The organism is Tengunoibacter tsumagoiensis (genome assembly GCF_003967535.1).
Classification (GTDB): Bacteria; Chloroflexota; Ktedonobacteria; order Ktedonobacterales; family Ktedonobacteraceae; genus Tengunoibacter; species Tengunoibacter tsumagoiensis.
The window spans coordinates 568,839-584,987 of sequence record NZ_BIFR01000002.1; the positions used below are offsets into that span (position 1 = coordinate 568,839).

Genomic DNA, 16,149 nt, shown 5'->3' on the forward strand with positions numbered 1-16,149 from the left:
CTACTGATTGCCGCTTTAGCTTAAGGAAGCATCATCGAATAATGTATAGGTGGGATACGTGGCGCGATTATTGTCATGGCTGGTCAAGGTCAGTGTATAGGAATGACCTGCCGTCACGCTGGTCGTCACCTGCACCCACGTTGCGTTATTATTACAGGTTTTTGCCAGAGGAGTTACCGTAGTGCCGCTCGTATTATCTTTCAGCGTAGCCGTTGCCCAGTCATGTCGCAATGTATCTGGACAGTGAACCTGATACCAGAAGCTCAAAGTGCTGGCACCACTGGGAACGGTGAAGGTCTGACTGATGCTGCTATCACCATTGGTTGGCGAGGTCGATCCTGCCCGTGCTGAGAACGAGCCTGCATGAGCAGTCGTGCTGATTGAGGTCGTCCCAACTGTCGTCCAGCCAGAAAAGTCGCCTGTCTCAAAACCACCATTCGTAATACCACCAGGAGTAGGCGTCGGAGTGGGAGTGGGAGTTGAAGTAGGCGTAGGCGTTGAAGTGGGAGTTGATGTAGGGGTACTGGTTGGTGATGGTGTTGGTGTTCCTGTTGACTGCCAGCAATCTGTAATCGCGGAGACGGTTGAGCTATTGTTGGCAGCTGGAAGTCCATACATATCTTCCATCGTGCGCAAGACATTATAATGATTAATGGTCTCGCTATACTGCCCCGTTTTGACCATTGGGCCCACAAAGAGCGTTGCAATCTGATTGCTCTGTGAGCTGTCGTCCTCATCCCAGGTGACGATCAGGAGACTATTGTTGGTCTTTGCCCATTGGACATAGGAATCGAGATTTTGTTTCAGCCAGGTATCACCCTGCTGAATGGTCCCATCATGCATATCATCTTGTAGATTAGGGACGACAAAGGAGATAGTTGGCAGGGAACTAAAGTTAGCAGAACTGGGGAAACTGGTAAAGGGCAGATTAGCACTTGTTGGGACATCAGTAAAGTTTACCCAGGGATTATGTTTGCGTGCATAACTGCCTGAAGTACAGACCGTCGAGCCGATTGAGGGAAGGCCCTCGGAATAGCCACCAAAGGTCAGGCCTGCATTGATTAATTCACCACCGAGATCAGGAGCCGAGAAGGTATGTGGGCAAGAGTCGTCGGTAATTCCCTGAGTCGAGCCAGAATAGAAAGCTAAATAATTAGGCTCGCTGGGATGCGCGACGGCAAAGGATCTGGTGAAGAGAGCTCCACTAGTGGCGAGTGAGTTAATATAGGGAGCACTACTGGAACCAATGATTTCGTTGTACGAATGATTCTCTTCCATGACAACGACAACATGGTTAGGAGTAGGCAGCGTCGTCTGCGCATAGGTGTGGGAAACATTCAGAAAACTGCTAAGAGCCACTGTAGCAATCAGCAGAAGTATGCAAACAAATGCGACTATGACGGAAGCAAAGCGTCGCGTAGCTAATTGAAAAACGGTCTTCATGATGTACACTCCTCAGGTCTTCTAAGGTCAATAAATTTTCCATAGAATGAGTGAAAATGAAAGTAAGATCGGACGGTTCACCAGATAAAGGGTAATATGTTTATATCGCTACTATCATTAATAATGAGTTAAATTTTGGTAAAAATACTGATGAGAAAGATTAACCCACCACCCAAAAAAGATCACCATGGTCAATTTGACGCTCACGTTTCATTAAAAAAATGGGTCAAGCGATGCCTTCAGTTGAAGACACCGCTTGACCTGCTTTAAAATCACCAGGACGGAAGGCTTCCAGCTATCAGGACATACTACAGGTTGTGCCATTAAGGGTAAACGACGTAGGTGCGGAATTACTCGTGGTCCAGGAGCCATTGAAGCCAGGATTGACCGTTCCTCCAGGAGCAATCACGTTATTATAGCTGAGATTCTGGATCGCCACCTGACTTCCCTGCTGATTCAATGCACCATTCCAGATCTGAGTGATCTGCTGTCCATTGGGGAACGTAAAGGCCAGCGTCCAACCATTGATCGTACTTGAGCCTGTATTCGTAATCGTCATATTGGCCGTAAAGCCTCCAGGCCACTGATTTTGGATCACATAGCTAACGCTACAAGCGCTACCCGTAATAGGCGTAGGAGTAGGTGTTGGTGTGGCTGTCGGCGTAGGCGTAGGAGTCGTTACAGGAGTGGGAGTAGGAGTCGTCACGGGCGTCGGAGTAGGCGTCGTTACAGGAGTGGGAGTCGGAGTTGGTAGACCACTTCCATCAGGCAACTGGCCCCACACCTGTGTATTGCCATCAAACACAGGCAGATTGGTCACTTTGACAGGATTTGATCCATTGGGCGCAACACCTTGAAACGACCAGTCATTACTGGGGTCCCAGGCTCCCGAGCTCGTAATGCGGAATTGCACTTGCTTCTGAAATGCGCTCTGTCCACCGGGATAGATAGGCGTTCCAGCACAGCTTGCCGTAACATAATAAATGTTGCCAGCGTACTGTGTTGGACCTGACAGAAAATTACTGCCGCATTCTGAATAATTTGTATTCAATGTCAGCATATTGGGTGTCACACCAGCATCCAGAGTGAAGTAATAGCGCAACGACAGATTGCTGGTAATGCGTGCGGGCCAGCCAGACTTGTTAATAAACTCAGCCTTGATCTCCGTGAAATTGCTTCCGGATGCATTGATTGCAGCCTCAGAATAGATCTCATCATCATCCTTGGCTTTATCGGGCATCGAAGCAACCGGACTACCACCATACTCTTTATAGAGACGAGCCAGGGCACCGGTAAGCGCGGCATTATAATCATCGGCAGGCTCATTGGTGGCATAATCCTGTCGATTATCAGTAAAGGAATCGTTGGCCGATGAAGGCCCACCCACTAAGGCTCCATACAGAATATGGCGTTGATAGGTAGGATTGCCGATATTATTTGTCCACGAATCGTGCGATTCTCGATGGTGTGGTGTTTGAGGATAGCACGAGCCGAAGCCTACCATATAGCTACAATTGCGAGGATTGGCTCCAAGAATGTAGTTGATCTGGCCGACAGCAAAATCGTGGTAGCGAGAATACAGTGCATTACCAGCTCCCAGATAATCAGCATAAATGAGCGCCACAAAGGCAGTATCTGCGGCATAGCGGAGCGAGCCCCATTGATCAAGGAACGCCTCGCCGCCCGGTGAATATGTAATCTTCTGTCCATTCACCCCAACAGTCCAGTAATCGAGCCAGCGCTGTGCATCATCTTTGTATTGCTGCTGCCCTGTAATCTGAGCGAGCAGAACATACGTCCCGTAGGAGACATCATCCCAACCAATGGTCCATTTATAGGAATGGGTTGTCGATTGAGGCTCCGTCCCAAGGTTTGCATAGTAGTTTTCAGCCTTGGTCAGATAGGAAGGATCGTTGGTCGCCTGATAGAGCCAGATTGCACCCCAGACCAGCTCATCATTGTAGCCACTATAAGAGGTATAATAGCCACTGGCAGCCGTAATACAGGAGTCGTATTTTCCGCGATAGTTATCCGCAAACGAGTAGAGTTGTTTGGCGTGATCCAGCAACGTACTTGCGTATGTTGCGTCCGTCGAACTAAAAACGATAGAGGAGGCAGCCATCGCAGCAGCCGTCTCACCAGCGAGATCTGATCCAGGACAGCTCGCATCAATTTTATAAGCAGGCCTGTTCATCTGCATCACTTCAGCAGGGCCCCAGAAGGCATGGTCATCACTTCCATTTCCCACCTGTCCATAGAGGACATTGGGAGCTGGATGGGCCTTAATAAAGTAGTCATTCACAAAATGAAGGTTATTCATGATGTTTGTCAACTGACCATCACTGGTATAGGCATCGCGGTTCGCGATCACCCCCCATGCCAGCATGGTAGCGGAATAGGCCATAGGCAAGCCAAACTTCACATGATCACCCGCATCATACCAGCCGCCAGTAAGATTCAGACCAACGTCAGAGCCATCATTAAGCGCAGAATCGCCAACCCAGGGCACGCGGTTCCAATCAGGTTTATGGCCAGACGATTGTTCTTCATAAAAGTAGATAGACTTCTGAAGGGCCTCTCCATAATTGAAGGCTGGAGCAGCCTTGACATGGGTCAGGTAGGAGGGGGCAAATGAGAAGGCGAGAGCGGAAAGCATCAGGCCCGTCGCCAATAGGCTAGAGAGTACGCGCCTGTGCCACGTTGTGCCAAAAAGAGAGCGGAGCGACATTGCTGAGTCATCCTTTCTGAGAAGAGCCTGTCATAACTCTATGACAGGCTCTGACTATAACTGGCCTGACTACGAATTCGGGAAGAGCAAACCATAATCAGCATTGGCAAGAGCGATATCCGCCTGTGCCCAGAAGCGGTGATAGGTGAAGGTTGGAGCGGCTCCACCATTCAAGTAGGCATTCACTTTTGGCCATGCAGGATCGTTGACGTAATTGGGGCGCTCAGTCAGGAAGGTCGTTGACGAATTCAAGGTCGCCCCCTGTCCGTTTTTCCCGGTCCAGCCAGCAGGAATCGAGACCGAATCATTAAACTGGCTATAGTCGGTACGAACTTCAGGATTGGAGACACCGATACTATCGCGATAATTCGTCCACATTCGATCAAGCAGAGCCTTTGCAGTCGTTTGCGAGGCAGAATCGCCAGACTTAGCTGCATAGTACATAAAGGTTTTTGCCAGAGCGGCTGTCACGCCAACATCTGTCGTATAGTCAACCACAGAGACATGTAAACCAGCATTTGCGCCAGGATTGCTGGCATTCCAGGTATCGGGCTGTCCTGTCCAGTTTAACGTTGAGGGGATTGCATAGGTGCCATCGGAATTGAGCTTTGTATTGGCAAGGGCCCAGGCGATCCATTTATCGAGAATCGTTTTTGCAGAGGCATCGCCCGTCTCGTGATAATACTCAGCAACGCGCTCCATTGACCATGCCTGGTAGCCGAACCAGTTATTGCTTGGAGGATCATGGTATTCAGGCTGCCAGTCGTACGAGAGACCATAGAATGTTGGATCGCCAGCAGGAGGGATGCCATAGTGCCCTTCCCAGCTATTGGTTGCGCCACCAGCGATACCACCTTCAGAGGATTGCAGCCAGCGATAGAACTCCAACTGTCGGCTTAAGCTTTTTGACCAATCGCTGGCGGCAGTTGGAGAAAGAGGCTTAAGTGCAGACACTGTACTGAGAGCCCAGGCTGCGAGCGGGTTTTGATAGCCCTGGTGAGAGGCGCTTGACCCAATGCGCCATGCCCAGGTACCAGATGCAGGTAGCGCCCCACCCCAGGCATAATACCAGGACAGCAGGTAGTTTGAGCTACTCTTTCCAGTTCCAGCCGGGCAACTTGAGCTCTGACAGCCAGGGTTTTTGAAGTACTTATCAAAGAAGGAGTAGCGCAGGTAATCGCCCATTTTTGCCGCCTTAGCTACCGTACCAGCGATATCCGCACTCTTTCCCTGGGCAGCAGCCGACATATAGGCCCAGTAAGCAGCCTGGACGACGCGTGCATCGGCATCGGGCGCATCGGTGTATTTCCACTGCTGAGAGTAAGCACCATTATTGACATTCTTTGTAAAAAGATCCAGGAAACCGTTTGGCCCGCCATATTTGAACGTATCACAATCTGGCTGCACAACTGTCTTCCAGACCGATTCGGAGGCTCCGCGCTGATAGGAGTTGATATAAGATGGTTTCGTCGTGCCATCGCCACAGTGTCCATTGCCATACCAGTTATCGGTGTCAAGCAGCCAGTGCATCCCATACACATCTGGCGTGCCATAGGCCTGTTGGAGTTCAGCAGCAAGAGGGTCTTGCCCAACACTCACGCTGCTATCCAGTTGAGCTGGATAATCTGTAATATTGACGGACTCTGGAGCGTACTGAGCCGGACTATTGGCATTATAGCCTGCATTGGTTGGCTGATCCGCATGGGAAGGGATCATATAGGTTTCCATGGTGGTCCAGGCATCATTGAATGGTTTCCAACTGCCTGTGATTTCGCCATAAGTGGCTTCCAACCAGAGCCAGTAGCTAAACGTTTCAGAGGTTGTTTCATGGCCGTAATCTGGGGCCTCAACGATTAAGGTCTCAACCGAATGATAGGGAATACCTTGTGAACTAAAGTAGCCGTTGGCAGGATTCTTGATATCATTGTAGAGATCAAGGAAACGCTGCGTGTACTGACCACCACTACCCCCACCACTTACCACTGTAGCAGTCACCGTAACATCTGCATATCCGGATGCAGATGCGGTAATGGTTGCCTTACTGCCAATCGTTGAGGTATTATCAGCCCCAATGATCACCGTCTGCTGCGTGTTCCAGTTGGCAGGAGTAAATGTTAAGCTCGATCCAGCGCTGATTTTGACGCCGGTTGCGCCACTTGCGGCAACTGAGACGACGACATTGCTTGCAGGCTGTTTGGACAGAGAGATTCCCAGCGAGGCAGTATTTCCCTGTACCACGTTCAAGCTGGCGGTACTGGTTAGAATCTGCGGAGTAACCGGTTGCGTCACCGTGATAGTAACCGGGGCCGATGTTGCGCTTAAGCCGTCGCTCGAGTAGGCTACGGCAGTCAGAGAATAGCTGCCAGCTGCAACATTATTCCAGGAATAGGTATACGGTGAGGACGTGACTGCTCCAAAGAGAGAGCTGCCATTGTAGAACTCAACCCGTGTAATGGTCCCATTGCTATCGCTAGCTGTGGCCTGGAGCGGAATATTCGCAGGTGCCTGGAATGAACTTCCCGAGGTTGGGCTCGTAAGGGCGACTGTGGGTGGGATCCCGTTGCAGGCTGCACCATTGATGGTGAAGGCCGTAGGAGAGGTATTGTCGTTGGTAAAGACACCATTAAAACCAATGGTTGTTGAGCCATTGGGGGCAATCGTGCTGTTCCACGACAGGCTCTGGGCCGTCACATTTTTTCCACTCTGCGACCAGTTTGCGCTCCAGCCCTGGCCAACACTTTGATCGCCTGGAAAGGTAAATCCAAGCGTCCAACCATTGAGTGGAGTGGAGCTAAGATTGGTAATGGTAAGATTGGCGGTAAAGCCACCAGGCCAGATATTGGGCAGTGAATAGTCTACCTTACAGGTTGCCCCTGCTGCATGGGTTGTGGCCGGTGATTGGCCAATAAGCAGCCCGCTGACCAGAGCCAGGATTGTCGTGATCATCAGCAATGATCGGACTATCCCTTTACGCATGTTCAACCTCCTTGTCATAGAGATTCATTAGTGTACTCGGTTGACTACCCGTCCATACGACAGGACGGATGGATGTCACTTTGTCTGAGACAGCTACAATGAACAGCGATCGGAATGGATTGGCATGCATTTTGCAGCCAGGCATCACCTCCTTTCTCTGGGCTGGGCGACGAACCCCAGCTGAGAACAGTTCTGTTTCGGGCTGACCCTGAAAAGAAGACAAAAAGTTCTAGCTGCTCCCCTGAACGTGAAGCATAAGGAAGGGGTCTTTTATTGATCAATTGATAGGTAACGCTATTTAAAGAGATGCAAAGGCGCTGCTAATAAATTCTCGAACACAGCGATCACCTGGAAATTCGTTTTTTAAAATGAAGAGATATTCAGAAAAGCGTTTTTGGAGGAGAGAAGATGCCACTGCATGAATAACGCTGGCGGCCTCTCTGGCAATGGTGATGCTCGCGTCACGTTCCTGTTGATGAGCATAGGCCTTGGCAAGAGGAATCAGCGTAAGAATCCTCCGTTCAAGCCATTTTGGTGGTAGCTGAGTTAATGCCTGCTCTAAATGGTGGATGGCCTGTGCATACTGGTGATTAATCAACATACATTCGCCCGCCATCTGGTGCCAGCGTACGAGATCAAACTCTTCATTTGGCTCGAGGTGTTCAAGGAAAGCAACCGAAGCTTCAAGTTTATGTTGCATTGTGCCTTGATCGCCCATGATAGAGGCATTGTAAGCCCAGTTTGCCAATAGATGCGCTTTCAAGCGCAGATACTCACAATCATTGCGCTGCTCAATACAACCTAAAGCCGTTTCCAGATGATGAATAGCCTCAAGGTGTTTTCCCCCTGCATTGGCCACAATAGAGTACCAATTCAGGCTCTGAGCCTGATTCCAGAGATCATGCCCTGCATAAGCCACATTAAAAGCTCTGGTATGTGCCTGCTGGGCTGCGACATAATCATTCTGGAAATAAAAGCCAGCCCCGATAAGATTATAGATGGTTGAAAAAAAGCCCGGGCAGATGGTGGGATCGAGAAAGACATATGTTTGCTGGACAAGGTGCAATAAGGCCTGGCCCAGAACGATGACCTGCCTGGGACTGGACGTGTGAAAGATCTGCCAGCTCTGTTGAATGCTCGTATCGAGCGCAACGGTGAGTTGTTGCCGTTCCTCATCTGAAATACAGCGTGTAGTGAGTTGCGTCTCCAACTGAAGGACATTTTTTCGGATGCTAGCGGGCATATTTTGCATTCCTTGCAAAATGATGCGTAGGGGCTCGAGGATCGCGTTAAGGTTCCATTGTTCATCAAATAAGGAAGAGAGCTTCTGGGCTTCAAAGATTAACCACGGCCCTGATGGTTCCTGAGCGCGTAAATATCTATCAAGCTGATCTGTGGCTAATTCTGTCAGCGCCGTCTGAGCAGGCTTGTTGCTCTGAATCTCGATTGATGTCTCATGGTCCATTTGAGGACTTGAGAGATCAGGGTGCAGGAGACCTAATTCATGCGAGCTCTTCCCAAAGTAAGCGCATAATCTTCGTCGTGACTCAGCATTGATGACGTAATTATGCTCAGCTCTCCAAATCGTTGAAGCTCCTACCTTTGCTTCATCCGCAAGCCTGGCGGTGGTTAAATTATGTTGACAACGAGCTACGCGCAGAGGATGGATTTGTGCCTTGTTCATCATTGCCTCCCAGGTGCTTCAATGCATCTATTGCAATTATGTACAGACAAGATACAGTTGTCAATGCTCTCTCCTTCAATAAAGGGCCCCTTTTTGGAAGTGAAGAAAAACTGATGATCTGGCTATCGGGGTTTTCATCTAGTACTATAGCATATTTGCTACTTGTTAGCACAAGAAATTTTTATTCAGTTTTTATTCACATTCATGATTTCATTGACTTTTATTGGTACTCTATGCTACACAGAGTGCTTGGAGATAGTTTCTGTCTCATTGTGTCTCTGAGAAAAAGAGTGATAGTAAGAAAGTGTGGTACTTTATGACGACTTCTCACCGCTCCTCTCGTGCAGGATATTGGCACACACACGAAAACTATATTTATGATAGCAACGATCAGATCGTTCGCATTGCGGGCATTAATTGGTTTGGCTTTGAGACATCTACCTATGTCGTTCACGGTCTTGAGCTGAGAAATTATTGCGATATGTTAAAACAGATACAGAGTCAGGGATATAACACCATTCGTTTGCCCTATTCGAATCAGCTCTTTGATCCTGAGAGTAAACCGAACGAGATTGACTTTACTAAGAATCCTGATCTGGCAGGCCTGACGGGTCTGGAGATCATGGACAAGATTATTCTTCAGGCGGGAGAGTTAGGGCTACATATTATCCTTGATCGCCATCGCCCGGATGCTTACGCACAATCGGCCTGCTGGTATACCGCAGACTATCCAGAGACACGTTGGATTGCTGATTGGCAGATGTTAGCGCAACGTTATCGTGATCAGACGGCGGTTATTGGGGCAGATCTCCACAATGAGCCTCATGCGCCTGCTCGTTGGGGTGGAGGTGATCTATTAACAGATTGGCGACTGGCTGCTGAACGTGCAGGGAATGCGATTCTTGATGTCAACCCCAACTGGCTGATCTTTGTTGAAGGGGTTGATTGCTATGGTCCTGATGAGCGCTCATCAGAAGAACTACACTACTGGTGGGGTGGGAATCTCGCGGGAGCGGCGATCGATCCCGTCCGTCTGAATGTGCCTGGTCGTCTGGTCTATTCTCCTCATGACTATCCACCCGAAGTTCACCCTCAACCCTGGTTTTATGCTTCGGATTATCCTGAAAATCTGCCGACCATCTGGGATAAACATTGGGGATATATTGCGAAACAGAAGATTGCTCCAATCTTGTTGGGAGAGTTTGGGACACGATTACAGGATGAGCTGGCTCAGCAGTGGCTTGAGGCGCTTACCCGCTATCTGGGGATGGGGAAAACAGGCATGCATTGGACCTACTGGTGTTGGAATCCAGATTCTGGCGACACTGGTGGTATTTTAGAGGATAATTGGCAGACGATTAATCAAGTCAAGCAGGCGTATCTTGCGTTGATCACACCTTCCAGTTAACGACTGCTTCAAGTGAAGCATCGGTTCACAATAAAGGAATTGAAAACAGGTATCGAAATATGGTGTGTGCTCGACCTTTTTTATGAATAAATCAGCCATAAGGTTTTTTCTGGACCGTAACATAAGTTCATTCGCCAATTTGTGAGAGTATACTCGTTTAAATGGATGTGTATCAATTTATTGAGTGATACACGATTTCTTGCAGATAAGCGAAAGGATTGCCTTATGGCCGAGCTATCCGATACGGAATTTATTTTGCAGGTAGCGCGTGACGTGGTCGAAGAGATCGCACCAGAAGAGCTGGTATCGTTTTCACTGGTTGCGGAGGCATATATACAGAACCCGCAAGGTTTGCTGACGCGCCAGACCTCTGAAGAGGTAGATCTCGGGTTAGGAGCTGGCGAACTGATCACCGTCTGGGCTCCAACGATTTTGCTGCTGCTGCAACAGGCAATCCTACAAGGTGGGAAAGATGCAGTAACAGATGGAACAAAGGCTCTCTTTTCAGGCGCATTTGCGCGCATTGGGAGACTATGGCATCCCAAGAATAAGAAGCAGGCTGTGGCCTTACCTGCGCGGGGGCATGAACTGAGTCGGGAGGAATTGCAGATCCTGCTGAACTTTTTTCATACGACTGCGCTGGAATATGGTGTGAAAGATCCTAAGGCTCGTCAGATCGCGGAAGCCGTGGTGGGTAAATGGGCGACCCGGTCTGTGAAAGAGGCAGGCCAGTGATAAAAACAGCTCCTCTTTCACCTGAGCTGCGACCGAACCTGGGGGCGTTTGGCACCGAGACGGATCGCAGGCTGGTGCTGCTGCTCTTTGCCATTCTCGCAGCCAGCCTCTATATGCTGCATGTTGAACTGGTAAGCACCTTTTTGCAAGGAATGTTTACTGACTGCTTGCAAAAGTCATTTAATCATCCAGGACTGAATCTAAACGCCATGGCACCTGATGGACTGTTGCAGACATGCAGTATCGTCCCGGAACGCTGGCAAACGTTGGGGATGCTAGTGGGCCTGTTCGTACTATTGAGTCTGGGACTGCTCGTGTACTGGCTTTTTCCGCGCTTGAAAATTCTATGGAACAATCTGATGCCGTTGGAGCACTATCGGCAGGCGGTAATTGTGCGCGGGAACGAGCGGATACATATTGTAGAGTTTCTGGAAGATGTGCGTGCGACCTATATACCATGGGTGCAGCTGCGTTATGTAACGAATCGCAAGGAGGCAAAGCAGAAGCTTCCGTCCGTATTTAGTGGGCCAGGACAACTTTATCTCTTTGTGCCTTTTCATACGGTGATGCTATTCCAGCAAGATACAATGGCGTTTCGTGCGGGTGTGCTCCACGAGCTGGCCCATTGTTATCATAAAGATTCTCAGAAGGTCTATTTTGCGCGTGCAATGACGCTGGTTTTTGCGCTGGTCATCTTACTGCCATTTCTCGTGTTTATGCTCTGGTCGCTGATCGTGGTACCTACGAGCCTGACCCCACTGGTAAAGATAGAGTTTGTGTGTAGTCAGTTCTGGGGCGTGCTGGTGATGATGGGGCTCATCTGGTTGCTCTACCGCTCAGTCCTACGATCAAGAGAGGCGGCGGCTGACGTACAGGCCAGCTATTGGGCAGGCACCGATACAGCGTTAGCAGAGGCATTGCAGCGTTTGAATAGAGGAAGACGTTCGTGGTGGCAGGTGCTGCGGAGCTCGTATCCAGATGAGCGAGAACTGAACGTGCAGCAACCGGAAAGGCTCTTCCGTCTCCGTCCCTGGGAGGCGCTGGCGACGGGGATAGCAGCCAGTCTAAGCCTGCCCACCTTCTATTTTACGGTATTGACGCTCTCTTCAGCGTTAAATCTCAGCACTATTTCTCTCCCCGCATTGATTTTTTTGGGGATAATTGGTTCGCTGTTCTTATGCCTGCTGGTTGTGATTGTGGTTGGGCAGATGATCTGGCGAGCAATGCTGCTCGTGAAACTCCAGGGAGGAAAGCACCTGGTAGGAACGGGCCGTCTTGGACTCTATCTGGCTCTGGGTTTCGTGCTGGGTTTTCTCTTCTCATTACAATTTACGCCCTTCCTGATCTATTACTATCTCAACTGGCAGATCGTGCTGGTGTATTTTGGCCCCTGGCTTCTGGCTCTGGCCCTGATCCTGGCTGGTTTCTGCCGCTGGCTGGCTCTGCTGGCGGGCGTCTGGCTGGAGGTAATTGAGAGTAGGAGGATGGCGCGCCGGGTAAGCGCCGTGAATCTCGTGGTGGCCAGCATTGTGCTGGCGACTGTCATGGCCGGGGTGGCGTTTTTATGCTTGATAACGCTGGGTTATCTGTTTCCACAGGGCATTGATTATCACGCTTTACTCAGGCCAATCACATTGCAGGCCAACGATATACGCGTTTTCTATGGGATTATATCCCAGTGGCTGGCCTTTGGCCTCCTGCCCCTTCCCGGAGTCGTCTTCATCCTGATCGTATTATGGGCTATGCCGCTGTTTAGCTGGTTCTGGTATCGGAGGCAAAGATCCACCAATCATTATGGCTGGGGCTTAGCTGATAGGGGTCCAACCACTTTAGAGAGACCATCTGTACACAATCCGTTTCAATTGGGCTTGTTGGGGGAGACGTCACTGGTGCTGGGTGTCTTCTTCTGCGCACTCTTCTTGCTCTTCCATCAGATCTCACTTGCCGTAGTGAGTGTAGAGCAGCTCTATCCATACACGTTTGCTCTGGTCGTCGTCCCACTGGTGATTGCGGCACTCTGGCAAGGTGGACTCGCAGCCTTGTTGTATTGGGAGACTGACGGGCAACGATTCATCAACGGACTGGTAGGCGCGTTTCTGCTGGGAGTGGTGATTGCGATCGGCTGTTTTTTCGTCTATCGTCTGTTTGGGGGAGCGCTTGGCTATCCAGTAGCAGGGGATCAGTTCTGGATATTCTGCTGGCAAGTGCTTGCCTGGGGAAGTATCGGCACCTATGCACTGCTGCTGGGCTTCAAAGGCTGGCAACGTGCGAAGAGTCTGTTTGTATCAAACAGCCTGGAGACTGCTTCACAACCAGTTGTGGATCAGCTTGATAGGAGAGCCGAGAGCAGAGTACGAGACAGGCGCAGGCGGTGGCGCTGGCTGTGGTTAGTCTCAGTATTATTGATAATCATTGCTTTACTCTTACCGCGCTATGTAAGTAAGCAGGCACCAACGGCAATGGCCTTTACAGGTATCGTCAAAGACGGAGATTTTGAAGTTCCTGTTGTGCCGATAGGATCATTTAACGAGTATTCTGCTGGACAAACCTTTAGCGCCTGGACCGTGGCTGCGGGAAGTGTCGATCTGGTGGATAATCAATACTGGCGATCGGGTCACGGCAAACATTCAATGGATATGGACGGAAATAGTGCGGGGGCCCTCTATCAAGATCTCCCAACAAACATTGGAGGAACCTACATACTCTCGTTTGAACTGGCGGCTAATCCTGAATGTGGAGATGCAGTCAAGACATTACAGATCTGGTGGGGCGGTAAACTGCTGGATCAGATTCAGGTGAGCTCGCATGGGTATAACAATCAGCAGATGGGCTGGCACAATTCGCTGAGTTATGCCACACATACAGCGATGAATGTAAAATTTCCATATATAGTACAGGCAACTGCCACAAAAACACGACTGGAATTTATCAGCCTGACGCCAGGCTATTGTGGTGCAGTGATCGATCTGGTGTCAGCAGTAGAGACGAGCACAGTGTAAGAAATCCGCTTGCTGTGAGAAGCTCAGATCTATGGAGCTTGAAATGCGCACAAACGCACAGTAACTGTGTGGCCTATCTCATACCGCTGACCCAAAAAATCCCTTAGAATGCAAAGCAGAAATACCTATTAGCTTATTATCAATCAGAAATCTGATTTTCTTCTGATAAGGTGTGTCTTGCAAGGAGCGTGGTGATTATGCTAAAGCGTTCTCAGCGGATTTCGATTTTTTCGACTCTATCCATCATCTTTTTTGTTTTTATCCTCACAGCATGTGCCAATACACCGGCCAATCCTGGCGATCAAGTGGCTACAACGTCTCCAGGTGGCCAGGGAACAGCAATAGCTCAGACAGCGACCCATACCACGCCTGGGCCATTTGGGGATACGTCGTGCCCGGCTGCCAATACGGCGCGTGCCGCAGTGCTGCACCCGCTGGCCCTGGGGAGCCATCAGAACCTTGTGTATATCTACAATGACGTGCCAGCCAACACCTCAACCTCGTCGGGTGTGTTGAGGCGTTATGATGCAGCAACGAGCCAGAAGGTCGATATCGTAACCAGTGGTCTGCGCATCGATCAGGCTCAGGTCTCTCACGATGGGCAATGGATCCTTTTCCTGAGCATTCCAGATCCTCGGGGCGACCACGAGCATAGTGCTCTGCTCCAACTGGTGCGTATGGATGGTCAGGGTTTGCAGACGCTCTATTGTTTCCCGAATGCCACGTATTCTGGCCAGGGCACCAGTACGCGTCTACCGATCTCGATCCAGTGGTCTGAAGATCAACACACGATTGCCTTTTCAACCAACATCAATAACGATACCAGCACCATTACCCTCCTCAATGTGACAAACGGCCATCTCACCACTCTCCTGAGCCAGCACGATAGCCTTTATACCTACCGTGTGCTGACCTGGCTTGATCAGAAGAACGTGTACATTCTCAAAGAGGGAGGTAGTGCGCCCACACCTCCAGCCACGCTCTACGTTATGGATGTCACTACCGCTTCTCCAGCGCTCGTCAACGTTATGACCACCGATACGCGCATGAGCTACTATTCATTCGATAGCAGTCCTGACGGGTCCAAACTCTTTAGCTCGTACTGTTTGCAGGCAGCCAATCCCTATAATTCTACTGTCTCAAGCGGTCCTGCGAAAGGGGGAACACGCACAACCTTCTTTCAGGGCACGCCACAGGATTGTGTCCAGGTCACCCGCGCCATCTCATCCAGTAAGTTGCTATTGCTGGCTCACGTTGCCACTGAGGCTGGCAATGCCTTCTCCAACGATGTCTGGACCATGGATGCAACCCCTGGAGCCAACTATAATATAGTAAGCCTGCTCTCTGTCTCACCCGACGATGCGACGAGCTACGATTTCAACGAAAGCACCCAGTTTTCCTGGTCGAACATGTCACGCGACAGTAGCTTCTACGCCCTTCAATCCACTAATCCAGCGGCGAAAGTCCAGAGCATTTTGATTGGTCCGCTGGCTGGCGGAGATGCCAAAGCGATCGCGACCACCCCCAGTGGCTTGAGCACCGTGAATCTGGTGGGCTGGACAACAATGTAAAGAAGGCTCCTCCGGTTCCACAATGTTCGCCCCTCCAGGATTCAATTGGAAACAATGTCATGGCGGGGCTGGCATAGTGGAATGGGACATTTCGGCAGGAGACAAGCGACCTGCCCTACTTGTATTGTTTATCACGCACCATTTTGAATATAAAACGATGTAAAGTAGGGCGTCTCTTTCCTCTGTTCCCATTCCGCTCTGGTCGCCCCTCCATGGTTCAATGGGAAAGGAGGCTATGGGGGTGCTGGCATAGTGGAATGGGAAGTTTAGGCAGGAGACAAGCGACCTGCCCTACTTGTATTGTTTATCATGCACCATTTTGAATATAAAACGATGTAAAGTAGGGCGTCTCTTTCCGCTGTTCCCCTTTCACAATGTGAGCCCCTCTATAGCTCAATTGGAAGCGGAAAACGGGAACAGAAGCTATGGAGGGGCTGTCATGGTGGAATGGGAAGTTTAGGCAGGAGACAAGCGACCTGCCCTACTTGTATTGTTTATCACGCACCATCTTGAATATAAAACGATGTAAAGTAGGGCGTCTCTTTCCTCTGTTCCATCTCCACAATGTAATAAATGATGCAAAAAGTGAGCAGTTTTTGCCCAAA

The 16,149-nt window shown here is 49.9% G+C and carries 7 protein-coding genes and 1 pseudogene; 4 read left to right on the top strand and 4 right to left on the bottom strand.

Going from position 1 to position 16,149, the window contains the following annotated elements; translation table 11 throughout:
* Nucleotides 1–558 precede the first annotated feature (558 nt).
* The 4 genes and pseudogenes from EL628_RS31060 to EL628_RS23115 form a co-directional block, all read right to left on the bottom strand.
* Nucleotides 559–1,443: pseudogene (locus EL628_RS31060) on the bottom strand (alkaline phosphatase family protein); the annotation flags it as partial.
* A gap of 298 nt (nucleotides 1,444–1,741) precedes the next feature.
* A complete protein-coding gene (locus EL628_RS23105) occupies nucleotides 1,742–4,171 on the bottom strand; it encodes a glycoside hydrolase family 9 protein (protein WP_126582376.1) in 2,430 nt (809 codons plus the stop codon).
* 69 nt (nucleotides 4,172–4,240) lie between these two features.
* Nucleotides 4,241–7,147 (bottom strand): glycoside hydrolase family 48 protein, encoded by a 2,907-nt coding sequence (locus EL628_RS23110; protein WP_126582377.1) that lies wholly within the window; start codon nucleotides 7,145–7,147, stop codon nucleotides 4,241–4,243.
* A 298-nt stretch (nucleotides 7,148–7,445) separates the two neighbouring features.
* Complete coding sequence (locus tag EL628_RS23115) at nucleotides 7,446–8,831, bottom strand: helix-turn-helix domain-containing protein (RefSeq protein ID WP_126582378.1); 1,386 nt, start codon at nucleotides 8,829–8,831, stop codon at nucleotides 7,446–7,448.
* Nucleotides 8,832–9,147: 316 nt separating this feature from the next.
* Between EL628_RS23115 and EL628_RS23120 the strand changes: the two genes are divergently transcribed.
* The 4 genes from EL628_RS23120 (at nucleotide 9,148) to EL628_RS23135 (ending at nucleotide 15,544) form a co-directional block, all read left to right on the top strand.
* Entirely contained in the window at nucleotides 9,148–10,239 is a 1,092-nt protein-coding gene (locus EL628_RS23120; RefSeq protein ID WP_126582379.1) for a glycoside hydrolase family 5 protein, read from the top strand.
* A gap of 225 nt (nucleotides 10,240–10,464) precedes the next feature.
* Complete coding sequence (locus tag EL628_RS23125) at nucleotides 10,465–10,974, top strand: hypothetical protein (RefSeq protein ID WP_126582380.1); 510 nt, start codon at nucleotides 10,465–10,467, stop codon at nucleotides 10,972–10,974.
* The gene (locus tag EL628_RS23130; RefSeq protein ID WP_161975699.1) at nucleotides 10,971–13,973 is read left to right on the top strand and encodes a DUF642 domain-containing protein; all 3,003 of its coding nucleotides are present in this window, start codon (nucleotides 10,971–10,973) and stop codon (nucleotides 13,971–13,973) included. The genes EL628_RS23125 and EL628_RS23130 overlap by 4 nt, the downstream gene beginning before the upstream one ends.
* Nucleotides 13,974–14,170: 197 nt before the next feature.
* Nucleotides 14,171–15,544, top strand: a complete 1,374-nt coding sequence (locus tag EL628_RS23135; protein WP_126582382.1) for a TolB-like translocation protein — start codon at nucleotides 14,171–14,173, stop codon at nucleotides 15,542–15,544.
* The last annotated feature ends 605 nt before the right edge of the window (nucleotides 15,545–16,149 follow it).